The organism is Shewanella acanthi, assembly GCF_019457475.1.
Classification (GTDB): Bacteria; Pseudomonadota; Gammaproteobacteria; order Enterobacterales; family Shewanellaceae; genus Shewanella; species Shewanella acanthi.
In genome coordinates, this window is the sequence record NZ_CP080413.1 from 1,553,715 (window position 1) to 1,570,965 (window position 17,251).

Below are 17,251 nucleotides of genomic sequence, written 5' to 3' on the forward strand. Positions count from 1 at the left end.
GCTTGTCTGGCAAACTCTTGATAACAGGGGCTAGTTGTACAATTAAACCACTAACACCCACATAAGATTGATTATTCAGCCTTATTTGTTAAGCGCAGACCGTCATCATCGATACTCAGTTCACCGGCTTTGAATAGGCCACCGATGCTCTTTTTAAAGGCTTTTTTACTCATGCCTAGCTGCTCGTAAATCACTTCGGCATCGGTTTTATCAGTCAATGGTAAAAAGCCGCCGGCATGTTTGAGTTTGCTTAAAATGATATGCGCGTGCTTGTCGAGTTCCTGCTTGCTGCCTTGTTGCAGCACTAAATCGATTTTACCGTCGCGGCGCACCTGCTTGATAAAGCCCTTAAGGCGCTGGCCGAAACGCAGCTTTTGGAACACTTCGTTTTGATAAATCACGCCCCAATGGGCATGGTTAATGATGGCTTTGTAACCTAAATCTGTGGTGCCGCCGATAAATAAATCCACCTGCTGACCGACTTGATAGTTTGCCGGGGTTTTGTCGAGGAATTTATCGATTTTTGAGGAAGCCACAATGCGCTCATCGGCGCGGTTAGTGTGGACATACACTAAGTAAGAGCGGCCTTCTTCAATGGGTTTATGCTGCTCGCCGAAGGGCAGCAGCAGGTCTTTGTCTAAACCCCAGTCGAGGAAGGCGCCGTAATTGCCGGTAGAAACGGCTTTTAAATAGGCAAATTCACCGACCTGGGCAAAGGGTTTACGGGTAGTGGCAATCACAATATCTTCAGAGTCTAGGTACAGGAAAACGTCGAGCCAGTCACCGACCTGACAATCCTTAGGGGCGACTTTATTTGGCAGCAATACTTGGCCAAAATCGTGGGCATTTAAATAGACGCCGAAGCTGACTTGTTTGACGACTTCGAGTTTACAGGTTTTACCTAGTTGTACCATGGAGCTCTCTGTATATAGATGTAATTCGGCGCTGATTATAACTGCTTTACAACCAAACATCAGCTTTATTACCCCGTTGATTTATCCCTCGGCTAAAAGCGAGAAGGGCTCAGTGGCGAGCTGTAAACTGTCATTGAGGGTTTCCATTTGAGGTTGAAACCTGACTTGTTGAGAAAATGTGCTCGATTTAGGGTACGTAACTATTAAAAAATATTGAACATTAAGATGTGCTTAAGTTTTTTAACGTGTTGATTATTAATGGGTAGCGTGCTTTTTTTGTAGTCGTTATGTTGTTCCGGCGTGTGTTATTTTTTAATGAAAAATATTAAATGTGATTCATGCTTGCATTCTGTGACATTGCGCGGTTTAATTGCGCCGTTTTAACGAGCCAACTCGTTTAAATACGACAACTAATCCGTGAGAAGAACAGGTTTAAGGTGTAAAAAGCATTCACCTTTAAAACCAATATTTTTTGTTGTTATATGGGGTTAAGAGGTTTTTTTTAGCTAATGCACAAGCACCCATTTTTTGCTCTTTGCCTGAAGGCGTCACAGTGCCTTCGTTCACTCGTCCTTCCTTATGACGATACAGGCCTTAAGCACCTCACGTTAATTCGTATCAATTCTGGCCGTGAAGAAGCCAATAGTCCCCACGTAAACCTTCCTTGCCTGTGATTAAGTCAAGCGTGCGTTTAGCCGCCACTTAATCCGTAATGTTGTTCCTTTAGTGTTATCTGTAATCGGCCGCCCTCTTTAGCTAACAAGAGGCAGCACCTTAATAAGACCGGCGTTTTCGCGATAGCTTATTGGGGCGTCATGTGCCATCCACAGTTTGAGTTTGGGTGTTTTTTAACCTCCAATCGAGCTATGGTTAACGCCACTATGCAAAAAGCATAGGGTGAAAAAACACAGGGCGATAAGGAAAAGTGTTTTTCCTTTTCGTCTTGAACAACGCTTCTAGGCTATGTTTCTAAGCACTGTTCTTAAGAATGTTTCTTAGCAATGTCTTTGAGCGCGAACGAAATCCGTAATATCGCACCTCTATCTAGAGAAGCGATATTACATCACAGGCGTGAATTCACCTCTGTGAATGTCAGGTAAAGATAACTTTACCTGGATTTGTCGAACGGGCGGTAGGGTATGATACTCACCGTTTATCCCATTTTTTTATTGACGGGCTAACTAAAAATGAATGATTGGTCTATTGATGCGGCGCGAGCTGGGTATAACGTTACTCACTGGAGCCAAGGGTTTTATGGGATCAGCGACCAAGGTGAGGTGACTGTGTCACCGGATCCGCAAAATCCTGATTACAAAATTGGCTTAAACGAGCTCGCAAAGGATATGGTTAAAGCAGGCGTTGCTTTACCTGTATTGGTTCGTTTTCCACAAATTCTACACCACAGAGTGAACAGTCTGTGCCAAGCGTTTGACCAAGCGATACAAAAATACGAGTATCAGGCGGACTATTTGCTGGTTTACCCCATCAAAGTAAACCAACAAAAAACGGTTGTAGAAGAGATCCTTGCCAGCCAAGCATCAAAAGAAGTACCACAATTAGGCCTTGAAGCGGGTAGTAAACCTGAGCTGATGGCCGTCCTTGCTATGGCACAAAAAGCCAGTTCAGTGATCGTATGTAATGGTTATAAAGATAACGAATACATTCGCTTAGCACTGATTGGTGAAAAACTCGGCCACAAGGTGTATATCGTTCTAGAGAAGCTGTCGGAACTGAAAATGGTTCTGGCCGAATCTAAGCGTCTCGGGGTGAAACCCCGTCTGGGTCTGCGTGCGCGTCTTGCCTTCCAGGGTAAGGGTAAGTGGCAGGCAAGTGGTGGTGAAAAATCGAAGTTCGGTCTATCAGCAGCGCAGATCCTCAACGTGGTTGATCAGTTAAAACAAGAGGATATGTTAGATTCTCTACAATTACTGCATTTCCACTTAGGTTCGCAAATCGCCAACATCCGCGACATTCGTCAGGGCGTGAGCGAAGCGGCGCGTTTTTACTGTGAACTGCGTGAATTAGGTGCCAGCATCAACTGTTTCGACGTGGGCGGCGGTTTAGCGGTGGATTACGATGGTACTCGCAGCCAAAGTAACAACTCAATGAACTACGGTTTAACTGAGTATGCTAACAACATCGTTAACGTACTGACCGATATCTGTAATGAATACGCGCAGCCAATGCCGCGTATTATTTCAGAATCGGGTCGTCATTTGACGGCGCACCACGCGGTGTTAATCACAGATGTTATCGGTACAGAAGCCTATCAAGTGGAAGAAATTCAGCCACCTGAAGAAGAATCGCCACAGCTATTACATAACATGTGGCAGTCATGGACCGAGCTCAGCGGCCGCGCTGACCAACGTGCGTTAATTGAAATTTACCACGACAGTCAGAGTGACCTGCAAGAAGCGCAATCACTGTTCGCTCTAGGTCAATTAAGCCTAGCCGAGCGCGCATGGGCAGAGCAGGCTAACCTGCGTGTGTGCCACGAAGTGCAAGGTTTGCTGAGCACGAAGAACCGTTACCACAGACCGATCATCGATGAATTAAACGAAAAGTTAGCGGATAAATTCTTTGTCAACTTCTCCCTATTCCAATCGCTGCCGGATGCATGGGGTATCGACCAAGTGTTCCCTGTACTGCCGTTATCTGGTCTGGATAAAGCCCCTGAGCGCCGCGCTGTGATGCTAGACATTACCTGTGACTCGGACGGTATTGTTGACCAATACGTGGACGGTCAAGGTATTGAAACCACCTTACCAGTGCCTGCGTGGAGCGCCGAAAGCCCATATTTAATCGGCTTCTTTATGGTGGGTGCATATCAAGAAATCTTAGGTGATATGCATAACCTGTTTGGTGACACTAACTCCGCTGTGGTGCGTATCGAAGACAATGGCGCGACCAATATCGAGTCAGTACTTGAGGGTGATACAGTGGCCGACGTACTTCGATACGTGAACTTAGACGCCGTATCCTTTATGCGTACCTATGAAGAATTGGTGAATCAGCATATCGTTGAAGATGAGCGTGCGCAGATCCTTGAAGAGCTGCAAATTGGTCTTAAGGGTTACACCTATTTAGAAGATTTCTCTTAATTATTCTCTTAATTAATAAGGGATTAAGGTAGTCAATCTGAAAAATCAGCCAAGGGAAACCTAGGCTGATTTTTTGTTTTTAGGGTCTTATTTAACCGCCAAGTTGATTTTTGATCCCCTAGTTTTACTGTTTTGCACCCTAGGATTGCAGTGTACAATCCTTTGTCTAGGTATCTTGTGATGCTGCATTGAAAGAATTAGGTATCAAAAGGAATTAGGAGCAGGATTTGCTGTTTTTCGAAGGCGCCGAGAAAAAACTGGAACTGCAGCTTAAATCGGCGGCTGCAAGTTTGCGTCAATTACCTCAACCCTTCTGGGCTGAATTTGTGGCGTGTGCCAATGCCGAAATCCTATCCCATATCCACAACGATTTTTGCGATGCCTATCTCTTAAGTGAATCAAGCCTCTTTGTCTGGGACGACAGACTGCTACTCCTTACCTGCGGCAAAAGTACCTTAGTCACAGCGGCAACTTGGGTAATTGAAAATTTGGCTGTCGATGATATTGCAAGCCTTAGGTATCAACGCAAAAATGAATATCAAGCCCAGCTGCAGGCGAGCACATTTGCCGACGATATTAGTCAGCTACGCCACTATTTACCGGGATTGGCCTACAGACTAGGCCACTTAGATTTACACCATCACTATTTCTTCTTTGCAGAACACGCAAAAGTAAGCAGTGACAGCCGCTTCGAGCTGTTGATGTACCATATTCGAGGCGAACTGGCCGATTACTTAAACACAGCGGTGCAGACTGAAGAAGGCGTACTTAAACGACTTCAATTCGATGGGTTATTGAATGACTTTCAATTCGATAGCCATTGTTTTAGCCCTTTCGGGTTTTCCCTTAATGGCATTAGAGGTGAGGATTACCTCAGCTTGCATATTACCCCGCAGGGTAAACATCAGGATAATTGCTCCTATGTGAGCTTTGAAACCAATTTAAACAGTCAATCCTTGCTCAATGCACTCTTAGGCCATCTTTTAGGATTATTTTCACCATCAGGCTGGGATGTGATTGAGTTAAATCTGCCATCCTTGACTATCAATCAACCTCAATATTCCTGTTTAAGCCAAAGTAAATTGACGACCGTGTTAGGTACAATTATTGGATTTCGCCAATTCCAGCAGTGTGACACCGAAACCTTAATTCCGCAGTTGCTTTAAACGTGCTTTTTCATTCGTTTATCTTGGTGGCAAGCCCCTTAGGTCATCATCAGGCTTTTTATGCTCAAGAGAGAGCGAAAGGGCGCTAAGCCCCTCAAAGTTATGGTAAACTTAAGTCAGAATACAGCGAGCCCCCAAGCCATCATATCCAAACCATTAGGCTTTAAAAGTGGGGTTTACAGGTGCCCCGATAAGGAATCCCTATGACAGATCTCAGTGATATTCGCCGCGAATACACCAAAGGCGGATTACGCCGCGCCGATTTACCGCAAGATCCGATGAAGTTATTCGAATTATGGATGGAGCAGGCGCGCACCGCCGAGCTTAGCGATCCCACCGCCATGTGTGTCGCAACCGTGGATGATGAGGGGCAGCCTTATCAGCGTATCGTGCTGCTCAAACGCTTCGATGAAACAGGTTTTGTCTTTTTCACTAATTTGGGTAGCCGTAAGGCGCAACATATCAGTAGCAATAACAAAGTGAGTTTGCACTTTCCTTGGCATCCGCTCGAGCGCCAAGTGTCCGTGCTGGGTGAGGCGCAGGCGCTGTCTACCGCTGAGGTGCTTAAATATTTTATGACCCGTCCGAAGGATAGTCAGATTGCGGCTTGGGTGTCGGCGCAGTCGAGCAAACTCAGTGCCAGACAAGTTCTCGAAGGCAAGTTCTTTGAAATGAAAGCTAAGTTTGCCAAGGGCGATGTGCCGCTGCCCAGTTTTTGGGGCGGTTATCTCGTTAAGCCGACCAGTATTGAATTTTGGCAGGGCGGTGAAAATAGACTGCATGACCGCTTTATCTATACCAAAGAGGGCGATAATTGGGAGATTGACCGTCTCGCACCTTAAGATTGGATGGCAGTAGTCTAAGAGCCTTTAGTTTAGAAGTCAGTAGTTCAGAAGCTGTGGTTTAGGAGAGCGTGAGTTGAAACAACATAAAATTTGGGTCGATGCCGACGCTTGCCCAAATCCAATAAAAGAGATGTTATTCCGAGCTGCCGAGCGTAAATCTTTGCCCGTGGTGCTGGTGGCCAATCAGACTATCCGAATTCCGCCATCTGCATTTATTAGTCAAGTTAGGGTGGGATCGGGCTTTGATGTTGCCGACCAATATATTGTCGATCATGTGGCGGCAACGGATCTTGTGATCACCGCTGATATTCCCTTAGCCAGTGCCGTGATTGAAAAGGGTGCACTAGCCTTAAATCCGCGGGGTGAACTCTATACCGCGGATAATATTCGGCAAAAACTCACGATGCGTGACTTTATGGATGAGTTGCGATCTTCCGGCATTCAAACCGGCGGCCCAAGTGCCTTAAGCGCGGCGGATAAACAGGCCTTTGCCAACAGTTTAGATAAGTGGTTAATACGAGTTTAACTTACGAATTTATATGGTTATCTGGTCGGTCTTGGATAAACCGAGTATCTTTAAATAACGCTGGGTTGCTTTGTCTAGGAATACCTCACCATTTGCGGCAATTTAGCGAGGTATGGCGATACCGCCCAACGCGCAATCATGAAGGATGGATATGATGAAAAAGAGCTTAGTGTTAGTACCATCAATGCTCGTCACCACACTCGCATTCTCGTTGGTGAGTTTCAGTAGCGCGGCAAAGTGGCAGGTAATTGAGCCTGAATCCAGAGTTAGTTTTATTTCGGTAAAAAAAGGCGATATTGGTGAGGTGCATTACTTTAAACAGGTGGCAGGTCAGTTAAAAGATAATGGTCAATTCGAATTGAGCATTCCGCTAGTGAGTGTAGTAACTGGCATTGAAGTGCGAGACGATCGGCTGAAAAACCTGTTATTTGAAGTGGCACGTTTCCCAGAATTAAATGTCTCTGCCTTGCTTGATAGTGCTGTCTTGAATGCTCTCGTTGTTGGTGCCAGTAAGATCGTTGAAATTGACGGAAAAATTAAATTGCATGGAAAAGAACAGACAAAAACTTTTTCAGTAATGTTGACAAAAGTGTCTGATAATAAAATGGTTGTACTGAGTTTTCAGCCTGTGATTGTCAATGCAAATGAATTTAATTTAGTGGCTGGAGTCGAAAAATTACGTGAAATAGCAGGACTGTCGACCATAAGTCAAGCCGTACCTGTGTCATTCGTACTGACTCTGACCCAATAGCATTATCCTATGGTTCTCGGTGTCACAAAGTAGATGACCTATCGCCGAACAAAGTTTAGAGTGTTTTGACATTTCAACATTAATAGAACGAGTTAGGGTTACAAGGTACTCATTTTTATGGTCACAGATAAAGACGGTTACGTGCATCTCATTCAGTATCTGACTGAGCATTTGGGGCTTTTTGAGACCTCAGATAAAGCGCATGTGTCAGACGATACTGTGATGGAATTATTTGAAGAGCAACTGTCGGCACAAATTATTATGGTTTGTGGTCAAAATCCGTCACTGACCTTCAGTGAACGCAATACACTCATTCGTGAAGTTGATGCCATAGTGTATGATTTAGAAGAAATTCTGGCATCGGTAGCGAATCATAATGCTACCCCAGAACAGACACTTTTTATTACCGAATTTGCTGGTCTGATAAAAAATCTATTCGATCAGGAAATCGCTAAACTGCCTACACACGTTTAATTAAAATCCCCTTGTGCCAACTCTTAGGTCGGATTTGGGTTAAGCTTTCTTCTCATGGTTTTGCCTCTTAAGCCTAGCGCTGTGATGATGACTCCGCTGAGCAGTTGATATTGTGAGCTTAAAGTGCAATGCGCTCTAACTACTCATTCAGCGCATAAACGGGGACCCCCTGTGATAGTTTAAACAACTTAAGACATACAAAACACAGACAACAGTGGTAAGTCAGAGCCATGGTTAAAATGCTGGTTTAATACTTAATACAGCCATGGATTTAACAAAAGTTCGTGGATGGTCAGGGGCATCAGTTTATCTGATTAACATTACTACCTTGGATTTATGAGCCGCAATAGGCGTTTTTCGTCAAAGAGTGATTGACGTATATCTTTAGATATTGGCTTTGCCCAAGCCAGATATTTTTCAGATATGATAAGTGTTTAGGATTTGGAGAACCTTAATGTGAGTAATAAGCCTGAAACCATTGCTGAATATATTGAAAATGCGGCACCCAAATGCCGAGCACATCTTGAAGAAATGTATATCATCTTAAAAACTGTTGCGCCAAACGCGCAAGAGGCCATTAAATGGGGTCACCCATTTTTTATCGAGCCAAGGTTTCTGTTTTCCTTTTCAGCCCACAAGGAACATATGGGCTTTGCCACTACTAATGCCGCAATTGAACCCCACTTAGCCCAAGTTAAGGACTTTGAGATAACCCAAAGGGGGATCTTGAAAATCCCTTACCGTAAAGCGTTGCCTAAGTCTTTAGTGATGGCAATTGCCACGACACAGCTGCAACTGGTAAGCACTAGAAACGATGACAATTTTTGGTAAATAACTATTTAAGTCATCGTGTTAAGCTAAAAGTATAGGGGTTAGTTGATTTGTGCTTTTATTGCCCCACACTTGTAATAGCTGATGTAGTGCAAAAGCTATTAGAGTACAACGATTGATATCAATTTTTGACCTTAGTTACTGAGTTAGTAGATGCATTAGAAGTCTTCTTTTACGTGCCTTTACACTGCTATCCTCCTCAAAAAGTACTGATGCGTTATCAACGTATAAACTTCATCTGAACTGTACCTATTGCCTAATTTCTCCCTATAGAAGACCTATTAATACACATTACGCCTAGACGGAATAAACCCCATGTTGTGCTGTTGCGGGTGCAGTGTTTGCTATTCAACTTGTTGTTTATCTGAGATGATTTTTTTTTGCTGATTTTATCGCCAATGCCGTTTCTCGGTGTATCTTTAAGTTAGCGCGGAGCTTTGTGAAGCATTTAGACACTCTAGGGGGAATTTATGCTGACAATGAATTCAGGTTATGCCGACGACATTTTGGTTATCAAGATCAGCGGCGAGGTTACCCATAAAGATATCGATGATCTATTAATCCCAGCGATTGAGTCTAAGTTAAAGGATCACGCTAGCATTCGCTTATGGTATGAATTTACTGAAGAGTTTGTAGGGTTAACCGTGGGAGCACTTTGGGATGATGCCTTACTCAGCGTATTCCACTTCGGTGATTTTTCCCGAGTTGTGATGATTGCTAATATGGAAAAAATAGGCACTATGGTGAATACCTTAGCGTTTATGTTGCCGTGTCCAGTCAAGGTTTTTTCGGCCAATGATCGTGACAATGCACGCAGTTGGTTGGATGAATCATCGATTGCGACCGTTTAATTGGTCCTATACTGGCCAATGACACAAAATGCAGGTGCCTTTGCTAAGTTCGCTCGAAAGACGCATTTCTCCCTTCATTTCATTGTGGATCCACACATTTAAACAGCTGAGGCTACCAACACAGACCCCCTGAGCCATTTGTTGATGGAGGTGGATTAATTGCTGTGATGGGATCCCACAGCCATTATCCTCCAGTTTGACCTGCAGCTGATTTTCCCGTTTTTCAATCGTGAGATTAAGTTGACGGTGCTGCTGATGCTCCTTAAACGCGTGTTGTAGGCTGTTGTTCAGCAAGCGATAAAATAATTGCAGGTAATGCCATACACTAGCCTCAATCACTAGATGCTCGTCACATTGGTAATTTACTGTAACCTGTGTTCGTTTTATTGTCGGCGCTAGCAGGTAGAGGACACTGTTAATAAATTGGCTAAGATGTAAAGGGCGAATGTTGCTTGCCTCATCGATAAAAAGCGGTGCAATTTGTCTGAGCCGTGTGGCTTGCTCGCTCATCATGTTAGCAATGTGGGCTTGCTGCGGCGTATTGGCAAGGGGGGGCGATTGGCACAGCATCGCCAGTGCTTGATCCTGTTCAAGTACCAGTTGAGGCATTAATTCGGCAAGGAAATGCTGGATCAGCTTTTGACTATGCTTCTGACTTGTGAGCTGTTGGCGAAGTTTAGCAATTTCATTATCTTTGGTTTCAATTTTTGCCTGCCATTGCCCAATTTGTTGAAGTGCTAATTGCGTTTGCAGTTGCTGTTGTTCCAATTGGGTTTGAAGCTGTGTAATGACCTGTTCCTGTTCTTTTTGATGGCGTTTTTTTAGGCTGATATCGATGCCGATGGCACCAATCCCAATGGGATTAAACTCTTCATCTTTGATTTCAAATTTAGTGATTTGATAAATCAGTTCCCCCTGCGGACTTGCAAAGGATTCCTCATAAATGATGGCCTCGCTGCTGTGATTGACCCGTAGATCGCCTAAACGATATTGCTCGGCGATTTGGCTCGGAAAGAGTTCAAAGTCTGTTACCCCAAGGATTTTTTTACGTTCGGTGGCAAGTAGGGCGCAATACTTGTCGTTTACTAGCGTGTATTTTCCTTCCCTATTTTTGATATAGACAATATTAGGAGAGAACTCTAAGAGTGAATTTAGTTGCTCCTTATGCCCTTTTAGCTGCTGTTGGATCCGGTCTTGATTCTGCAATTGCTGCTCCAGCGCAAGGTTGCTGGCATCCAAACTTGCCATGGCGACTTCGAGTTGCTCGGTACGGTTAATTAAGGATTTAGCCAGCAAGCCGACTTCATCACTCCGGTTCGAGGCTTGATGCTCGAGCTTTGCAGGGTCATTGTGTTTAAGGGCTTTTACCATCTCGATAATCGGTTTGATAACCAATTTGTGCTGCAGAATAAACAGCAAGAACAGCCCCAGAACTTGGATTAACACTAGGTAGAGCCCTACCTTTTCTACTAAGGTTTTGGCCGTATCTTCAAGTGGGGCGACGGGGGTTACCACGACAATTTTCCAATAGGTGTGAGGCATTAAAAATATCGAGGCTATCGCGGGACTATTAAGTAGAGGATCATCCTTGATGCTAACGGATGCGATGCGTCTTGGCGTTGAAAACTGCTGCGTCGCATTATCGTTGACTATGGCTTCGAGTAAATCCGCTTCGAGCAAGTTCGCCTTGGGCTCATCGGCTTCGATAACATTGTCTTGAACAATGTTCTCATCGACAACACCAGTGGATACGTCCCCTTGTTTCATGGCATGACTAGGATATTTGAGATTGGCTAATTGTTTATCACTAAAGACTCGTACCAATTTTGATTGCGCAATAAACGCCTCATCTGCCATTTGTAACGCCTGCAATATAGGGGTAAAGGCAATTTGTTGCTCAGTCATGGCACTAAAGTTGAGCAATGCTGTTTGGGGCGGTGTTTTAGCATTGCTAGCATATGGACTTGGCGGCGAGGCAAGAATTTGATTGTGACGGTCAAGGGCTATTACATAACCGCTAACATCGGCCATCGCATGTCGAAGGAGGATATTGAGTTTATCTAAGCTGATGTCGGTCGTTGCCGCGCCAATAAACTGATGTTCCATCCAGATTGCACTCGCGGCAGTCACCATCGGCTCATGTGTTGCTTTATCGATATAGGATTTTGACCAATAGGTTTTGCCAGCGGGTAGCAGGCGGGTGGGGCGATACCATTCTTCATTTTGGTAATTGGGGTGGGGTTCATCGTTGTAACTATTAATAAATTGCAGGTCGCCCTTTGCATCCCGCGCCCAAAAAAGACTGTCGCGCGGCTTTTGTGGGTCAAAGGCATAGGGCTCTGGCCAAACACCACCGCCAAGGACGATGTCTCTGTGGCTTTCGGTGTTGAGCAGGACGGGAATACTGAGTTTAAGTGCTTGGGGTTGATAACGATATAGCTTGGCAATATTACTGATGCTATTGACCTGAGTTTCAATTTGGGAGGTCATTTCCTGAAGTTTCGCAATGACCATCTGACCTTGGTTCTGGTTTAGTTGCGATTGTTGTTCATTAAGCTGTTGGGACTGAATGGTGAGGATCACCCATGCGGTACTGAAAATAAGCAGAGTAGCGATGATAAGTTGAATAAGGCTTAGCTTAAACGGCAAACTATTATGCCATTGGGTCTTGGGCGCAATAATCGACCTGATATCCATGTGCTGCGTATTCCCAACGCGACTATTATGGAGCCAGTTTAGCTTTTTTTGGCCTATTTGCCATTGGCTTAGTTCATTCTTCGCTAATGAGATTAAATGATTATGCGGCCTTTATTCAAAACAAAGGCAGACCTAAAGTCTGCCTAGGGATCTTCATTTAACCTATTTATAACTCGCAAATCAGCTATCAGTTAGGGTGACCTAACCGAGTTAGCCAATTATTTATACAGGGAAGGTTTTTTTGAGCCAGTGAGGATGGGAACTAAAAACAGCAGTAGCGCAACCAGATAACCGCTAAAGCCAAATACCATCCATTCAGCCATGGTGACATTCATAAACTGCCAAGGTACATCGGTACACATTCCCGTTGGCATAAACACCGAGGGTAACCATTCATGTAGCGGCATCCATTCTGGAAATTCTGGTAAAAATGAGCAGGTTGCAAAGGGGGATGGATTGGTCTGGATATCGACTAATTGCAGAGCGAGTTTTAATCCCCACGTCGCACTTACAGCCCAACCAATGGAAGCGATAACACGTACAAATAGCTTACTTGGGGCAATCATCCCGATGAGGCCTGCGACTAAAACACCCAATACCGCAAGGCGGATATAAATGCACATGACGCAGGGCTCTAAGTTCATCACGTATTGAAAATATAACGCACTGGCCTCAAGCGCTATCGCACTGCCAGTAAGAATACTCCAAGAAATGCGGGAATGGGCAAAGCGAACGAGTGCTGTCAAAAGTGAACTCCATATCATGAAAAAAACGCCCTGAAGATAGGGCGTTTTTGGAATTTACTCAAGAAATAAAATTCAGTTAACTCAGAGATAAGTGCTAATGTCCTGTGACCACTGGTGAGAGAGCTTCCTTCGCACTGTGGTGAATAATCGTATGGGCGTCATAAAAATGCTGGGTCATTTCCTCTAGGAAACCAGTTTGAATGGCCAGTACACCCACAATTGATAGCACGATAGTATAGGGCAGTGCCATCACTACCATTCTGCCGTAGGAAAGGCGAATGAGTGGAGCAAGTGCCGAGGTCAGCAAGAACAGGAATGCTGCTTGTCCGTTTGGTGTTGCCACTGACGGTAGGTTAGTTCCCGTATTGATGGCAACGGCTAGCAGGTCGAATTGATCACGGGTAATTTGACCATTGATTAATGCTGCCTTTACTTCATTAATGTAAACAGTCCCCACAAACACATTATCACTGACCATCGACAGTAAACCGTTGGCTATATAGAAGATAACTAATTGGGTATTACCTTCGTGATTAAGCGCCCAGTGAATAACTGGCGCAAACAGATGTTGGTCGATAATTACCGCAACAACAGCAAAGAAAACAGCGAGTAGTGCTGTAAAGGGCAGCGCCTCTTCGAAGGCTTTACCTAGCGCATGTTCATCTGTGATGCCATTGAAGGCGGTGGTGAGAATAATCACCGAAAGGCCAATTAACCCTACAGAAGCTAAATGTAACGCAAGGCCGGCAATGAGCCAGATCCCCACTAGTGCTTGAATAATGAGTTTCATTTTGTCTTTGTTTGTACGGCGTGCATCTTCATAGGCCGCATAATCACAAAGGATTTTATGCACTGCTTCGGGTAACTTAGCGCCATAGCCAAAGATTTTAAATTTTTCGACGAGGAAACAAGTCAGCACGCCTGCAATTAACACTGGCACAGTGACAGGTGACATTCGAATCGCGAATTCGCCAAATTGCCAGTTAGCCTGAGCTGCAATAATCAGGTTTTGTGGTTCGCCAACCATGGTACACACGCCACCTAACGCCGTTCCCACGCCGGCGTGCATTAACAAATTACGCAGAAAACCACGAAAGGATTCCAGTTCATCTTCATTAAGCTGTGCTTCACCCTCATCGTTTTTGCCTTCAGAGGTATGGTCGTGGTCGGCTGAAAAATCTTTACCCGAAGCGACTTTGTGGTAAATCGAATAGAAACCCACTGCCACTGTGATAATCACTGCAATAACGGTTAAAGCATCTAGGAAGGCGGATAAAAAAGCTGAAGCCAGACAGAACATCAGCGACACTAAGGTTTTAGAGCGAACCTTAGTGATCATTTTGGTGAACACGAACAGCAGTAGCTGTTTCATAAAGTAAATGCCCGCCACCATAAACACCAGCAGCAACAGTACTTCCAAGTTGGCTTCAATTTCATGAAGCACTTGGCTGGTCGAAGTCATGCCTATGGCAACGGCTTCTATCGCAAGCAGACCACCGGGTTGCAGCGGGTAGCATTTGAGCGCCATTGCCAAGGTGAAGATAAACTCAATGACGAGTACCCAACCAGCCACAAAAGGGCTGACATAAAAGAAGAGTAATGGGTTGATGATTAAAAACGACAGTATGGCGATTTTGTACCACTTAGGCGAATTACCTAAGAAGTTCCCAATTAACGCCTGGCTCATGGTCACCGGCATGACTTCCTCTCTTCTAGTTATGTGTAATATTGCACCGATTGTTTTTCTATTGGCGCATGTTATAGAAAATCAGTCTAGCTGAAAGGAATTGCTAATGTAACGTACTGCTTACGCTGAGATTTCAAAAAGCGGAGCTAATCAGCAATTTTTAGGTATTCTCAGAAGTTAAATGTCGTTTTTTTGAACGTTTTTAACACAGTTGTATACCTTTGATGCCAGTAAGATCAGTCAATGGTTTTCATTTTGCGTCGCTCTGGTATGATCAGTAACCATTAAAAGCACAACAACTGGATAACTGGGCTGATGATTATCAATGCCAAAGGACCTGCAAGCTTTGCAGAGAAGTATATTGTGAGATCAATTTGGGAAAATAAATTCCCACCTGGGTCCATTTTACCGGCTGAACGTGAGCTTTCAGAGTTAATCGGTGTCACACGTACGACCCTAAGGGAAGTGTTACAGCGTTTGGCGCGTGATGGTTGGTTGAAAATTCAACATGGCAAACCGACTCGGGTGAACAATTTCTGGGAAACTTCAGGCCTGAATATCCTTGAAACCATTGCCGACCTCAACCCTGAGGGCTTCCCTGTGCTGGTGGATCAATTACTGTCGGCCAGAACCAATGTCAGTGCGATTTATTTCCGTGGTGCACTTCGCAATAGCCCTGATACCGCTGTTGACGTGCTCGCCAAAATCCATGAGTTAGAAGATACCGCTGAATCCTTCGCTGAATACGATTACTTACTGCACCATACTCTGGCTTTCTCTTCGGGTAACCCACTGTATGTGCTAATTTTAAATGGCTTTAAGGGACTCTACAGCCGCGTTGGTCGTTATTATTTTAGTAGTGCCGATGCGCGCCAATTGGCATTAAATTTCTATAAAGAATTAGAAATCCTCGCGAAATCTAAAAATTATGTCGATGTTCCTGCATTGATGCGCACCTACGGCATTAACAGTGGCAAAATGTGGCTGTTGTTACGTGATGATATGCCAACATCCATTGCCCAAGATATTAATCAGTAATTCCTTGACCTCTTAAAAAGAGATTGAAATAAAAGCCGTTTCCTAGGTGTTTTATACTTTGAAACGGCTTTTTTGTGGCTTAAATTTGATGGCTGTCGGTTTTGGCGACTTCAGGGCAGGCGCCTAATATACTCACACTACCATCGCTATTGAGCTGCTCAATACTCACGCTAAAGCCCCAGAGCCTGTGTAAATGCTTAAGTACTTCTTTATAGGTATTGGCGAGTGGAATGTCATTGCTCGGGATATATCGTAGGGTTAACGACCTATCGCCATTGATTTCGACATTGTGCACCTGAATATTGGGTTCTAAATTTGACAGGTTGTACTGCTGCGAGAGCAGGGTACGAATATCCTGATAGCCCAGTTCATCGTGAATCGCCGACACCGATAGGTAATTGCGTTTCTCATCATCGTGTATCCCAAAGAGTTTGAATTGCCTAATCACTCGTGGCGATAAATATTGGCTGATAAAACTCTCATCTTTAAAATTTTGCATGGCAAAGTGCAGGGTTTCTAACCAGTCACTGCCAGCAATGTCAGGAAACCATTCCCTGTCCTCATCCGTTGGGTGCTCACAAATGCGTCGTAAATCGGTGAACATAGCAAAGCCTAAGGCGTAGGGATTAATCCCATTGTAATAACGACTGTTATAGTCAGGCTGCGCTACGACGCCAGTATGGCTCTGCAGAAACTCCATCATGAAGCGGTCGGAGACCACGCCATCGTCGTACAGATGGTTCAATATGGTGTAATGCCAGAAGGTTGCCCAACCTTCGTTCATCACTTGGGTTTGTTTTTGAGGATAAAAGTATTGCGCCATCTTACGCACAATACGGATAATTTCCCGTTGCCAAGGCTCAAGCAGAGGAGCATTTTTTTCAATAAAATACAAAATGTTTTCCTGCGGCTCTGCGGGGAAGCGCCGTTTAGTCGCGGACGGTTGGTTCTGCTGCATCGGGATCGTGCGCCATAGGTCATTGACCTGACTTTGCAAATAGGCTTCACGGTCCTTTTGTCTGGCTTGCTCCTCGCGAAAGGAAATTTCCGAGGGCCGTTTATAGCGATCAACACCATAATTCATCAACGCATGGCAGGAGTCGATAACACTCTCAACCTGATCGACACCGTACTTTTGCTCACAGTCGCTGATGTAGTTTTTGGCAAACACTAAATAATCGATGATGGAACTCGCATCGGTCCAGGTTTTGAATAAATAATTGTTTTTAAAAAAACTATTATGACCAAAGCAGGCGTGGGCCATCACTAATGCCTGCATGGTGATGGTATTTTCCTCCATCAGATAGGCGATACAGGGGTTAGAGTTAATGACAATTTCATAGGCAAGTCCCATTTGACCACGCTTATAGCCCTGCTCGGTCTCGATAAAGCGTTTGCCGAACGACCAATGGGTGTAGCCGATAGGCATACCGATGCCTGCATAGGCGTCCATCATTTGTTCGGCGGTGATGATTTCGATTTGATTGGGATAGGCGTTTAACTTGTAAATCGCAGCAACCCGCTCAATTTCCCTTAAATAATCCTGCAGCAGCTCAAAGCTCCAGTCTGGACCGTCGCTTAGTGCTGGGTGTTTCTTCACAGTCTTTGTCCCCATAGCGCCCCC

General features: G+C 44.6%; 14 protein-coding genes. 9 read left to right on the plus strand and 5 right to left on the minus strand.

The window, feature by feature from the left end:
* Positions 1-71: 71 nt before the first annotated feature.
* Complete coding sequence (locus tag K0H61_RS06980) at positions 72-914, minus strand: CvfB family protein (RefSeq protein WP_220051973.1); 843 nt, start codon at positions 912-914, stop codon at positions 72-74.
* 1,187 nt (positions 915-2,101) lie between these two features.
* Between K0H61_RS06980 and speA the strand changes: the two genes are divergently transcribed.
* The 8 genes from speA (at position 2,102) to K0H61_RS07020 (ending at position 9,459) form a co-directional block, all read left to right on the plus strand.
* Positions 2,102-4,015, plus strand: coding sequence for a biosynthetic arginine decarboxylase (gene speA / locus K0H61_RS06985; protein ID WP_220051974.1), 1,914 nt, complete (start codon positions 2,102-2,104; stop codon positions 4,013-4,015).
* A 230-nt stretch (positions 4,016-4,245) separates the two neighbouring features.
* Complete coding sequence (locus K0H61_RS06990) at positions 4,246-5,181, plus strand: adenosylmethionine decarboxylase (protein WP_220052546.1); 936 nt, start codon at positions 4,246-4,248, stop codon at positions 5,179-5,181.
* A gap of 203 nt (positions 5,182-5,384) precedes the next feature.
* Positions 5,385-6,023 carry a pyridoxamine 5'-phosphate oxidase gene (gene pdxH / locus K0H61_RS06995; protein WP_220051975.1) on the plus strand — a complete coding sequence of 213 codons (639 nt, stop codon included), beginning with the start codon at positions 5,385-5,387 and terminating at the stop codon, positions 6,021-6,023.
* Between the two features lie 76 nt (positions 6,024-6,099).
* Positions 6,100-6,552, plus strand: coding sequence for a YaiI/YqxD family protein (locus K0H61_RS07000; RefSeq protein WP_220051976.1), 453 nt, complete (start codon positions 6,100-6,102; stop codon positions 6,550-6,552).
* 151 nt (positions 6,553-6,703) lie between these two features.
* Positions 6,704-7,303 carry a YceI family protein gene (locus tag K0H61_RS07005; RefSeq protein WP_220051977.1) on the plus strand — a complete coding sequence of 200 codons (600 nt, stop codon included), beginning with the start codon at positions 6,704-6,706 and terminating at the stop codon, positions 7,301-7,303.
* Between the two features lie 117 nt (positions 7,304-7,420).
* On the plus strand, positions 7,421-7,777 hold the full coding sequence (locus tag K0H61_RS07010; protein WP_220051978.1) for a DUF3802 family protein: 357 nt from the start codon (positions 7,421-7,423) through the stop codon (positions 7,775-7,777).
* A 456-nt stretch (positions 7,778-8,233) separates the two neighbouring features.
* A complete protein-coding gene (locus tag K0H61_RS07015; RefSeq protein WP_220051979.1) occupies positions 8,234-8,608 on the plus strand; it encodes an iron chaperone in 375 nt (124 codons plus the stop codon).
* A gap of 470 nt (positions 8,609-9,078) precedes the next feature.
* Positions 9,079-9,459 carry a SpoIIAA family protein gene (locus K0H61_RS07020; RefSeq protein ID WP_220051980.1) on the plus strand — a complete coding sequence of 127 codons (381 nt, stop codon included), beginning with the start codon at positions 9,079-9,081 and terminating at the stop codon, positions 9,457-9,459.
* 6 nt (positions 9,460-9,465) lie between these two features.
* On the opposite strand, the gene K0H61_RS07025 is transcribed toward K0H61_RS07020, so the two are convergent.
* The 3 genes from K0H61_RS07025 to nhaB form a co-directional block, all read right to left on the minus strand.
* Positions 9,466-12,156, minus strand: coding sequence for a PDC sensor domain-containing protein (locus tag K0H61_RS07025; RefSeq protein ID WP_220051981.1), 2,691 nt, complete (start codon positions 12,154-12,156; stop codon positions 9,466-9,468).
* 218 nt (positions 12,157-12,374) lie between these two features.
* A complete protein-coding gene (gene dsbB / locus K0H61_RS07030) occupies positions 12,375-12,902 on the minus strand; it encodes a disulfide bond formation protein DsbB (RefSeq protein WP_220051982.1) in 528 nt (175 codons plus the stop codon).
* Positions 12,903-12,996: 94 nt separating this feature from the next.
* Positions 12,997-14,601, minus strand: coding sequence for a sodium/proton antiporter NhaB (gene nhaB, locus K0H61_RS07035; protein ID WP_220051983.1), 1,605 nt, complete (start codon positions 14,599-14,601; stop codon positions 12,997-12,999).
* A gap of 303 nt (positions 14,602-14,904) precedes the next feature.
* Between nhaB and fadR the strand changes: the two genes are divergently transcribed.
* Positions 14,905-15,627 carry a fatty acid metabolism transcriptional regulator FadR gene (fadR, locus tag K0H61_RS07040; protein ID WP_220051984.1) on the plus strand — a complete coding sequence of 241 codons (723 nt, stop codon included), beginning with the start codon at positions 14,905-14,907 and terminating at the stop codon, positions 15,625-15,627.
* Between the two features lie 79 nt (positions 15,628-15,706).
* Here fadR and K0H61_RS07045 read toward each other — a convergent pair whose 3' ends face one another.
* Positions 15,707-17,242, minus strand: a complete 1,536-nt coding sequence (locus K0H61_RS07045) for a SpoVR family protein (RefSeq protein ID WP_220051985.1) — start codon at positions 17,240-17,242, stop codon at positions 15,707-15,709.
* Positions 17,243-17,251: the final 9 nt, after the last annotated feature.

Bases quoted from the DNA above. Each gene is read 5' to 3' on its own strand.
- K0H61_RS07025 (WP_220051981.1), bottom strand. From the start codon at position 12,156: ATGGATATCAGGTCGATTATTGCGCCCAAGACCCAATGGCATAATAGT.
- K0H61_RS06980 (WP_220051973.1), bottom strand. From the start codon at position 914: ATGGTACAACTAGGTAAAACCTGTAAACTCGAAGTCGTCAAACAAGTC.
- K0H61_RS07010 (WP_220051978.1), top strand. From the start codon at position 7,421: ATGGTCACAGATAAAGACGGTTACGTGCATCTCATTCAGTATCTGACT.
- pdxH (WP_220051975.1), top strand. From the start codon at position 5,385: ATGACAGATCTCAGTGATATTCGCCGCGAATACACCAAAGGCGGATTA.
- K0H61_RS07045 (WP_220051985.1), bottom strand. From the start codon at position 17,242: ATGGGGACAAAGACTGTGAAGAAACACCCAGCACTAAGCGACGGTCCA.
- K0H61_RS07020 (WP_220051980.1), top strand. From the start codon at position 9,079: ATGCTGACAATGAATTCAGGTTATGCCGACGACATTTTGGTTATCAAG.
- nhaB (WP_220051983.1), bottom strand. From the start codon at position 14,601: ATGCCGGTGACCATGAGCCAGGCGTTAATTGGGAACTTCTTAGGTAAT.
- K0H61_RS07005 (WP_220051977.1), top strand. From the start codon at position 6,704: ATGATGAAAAAGAGCTTAGTGTTAGTACCATCAATGCTCGTCACCACA.
- speA (WP_220051974.1), top strand. From the start codon at position 2,102: ATGAATGATTGGTCTATTGATGCGGCGCGAGCTGGGTATAACGTTACT.
- fadR (WP_220051984.1), top strand. From the start codon at position 14,905: ATGATTATCAATGCCAAAGGACCTGCAAGCTTTGCAGAGAAGTATATT.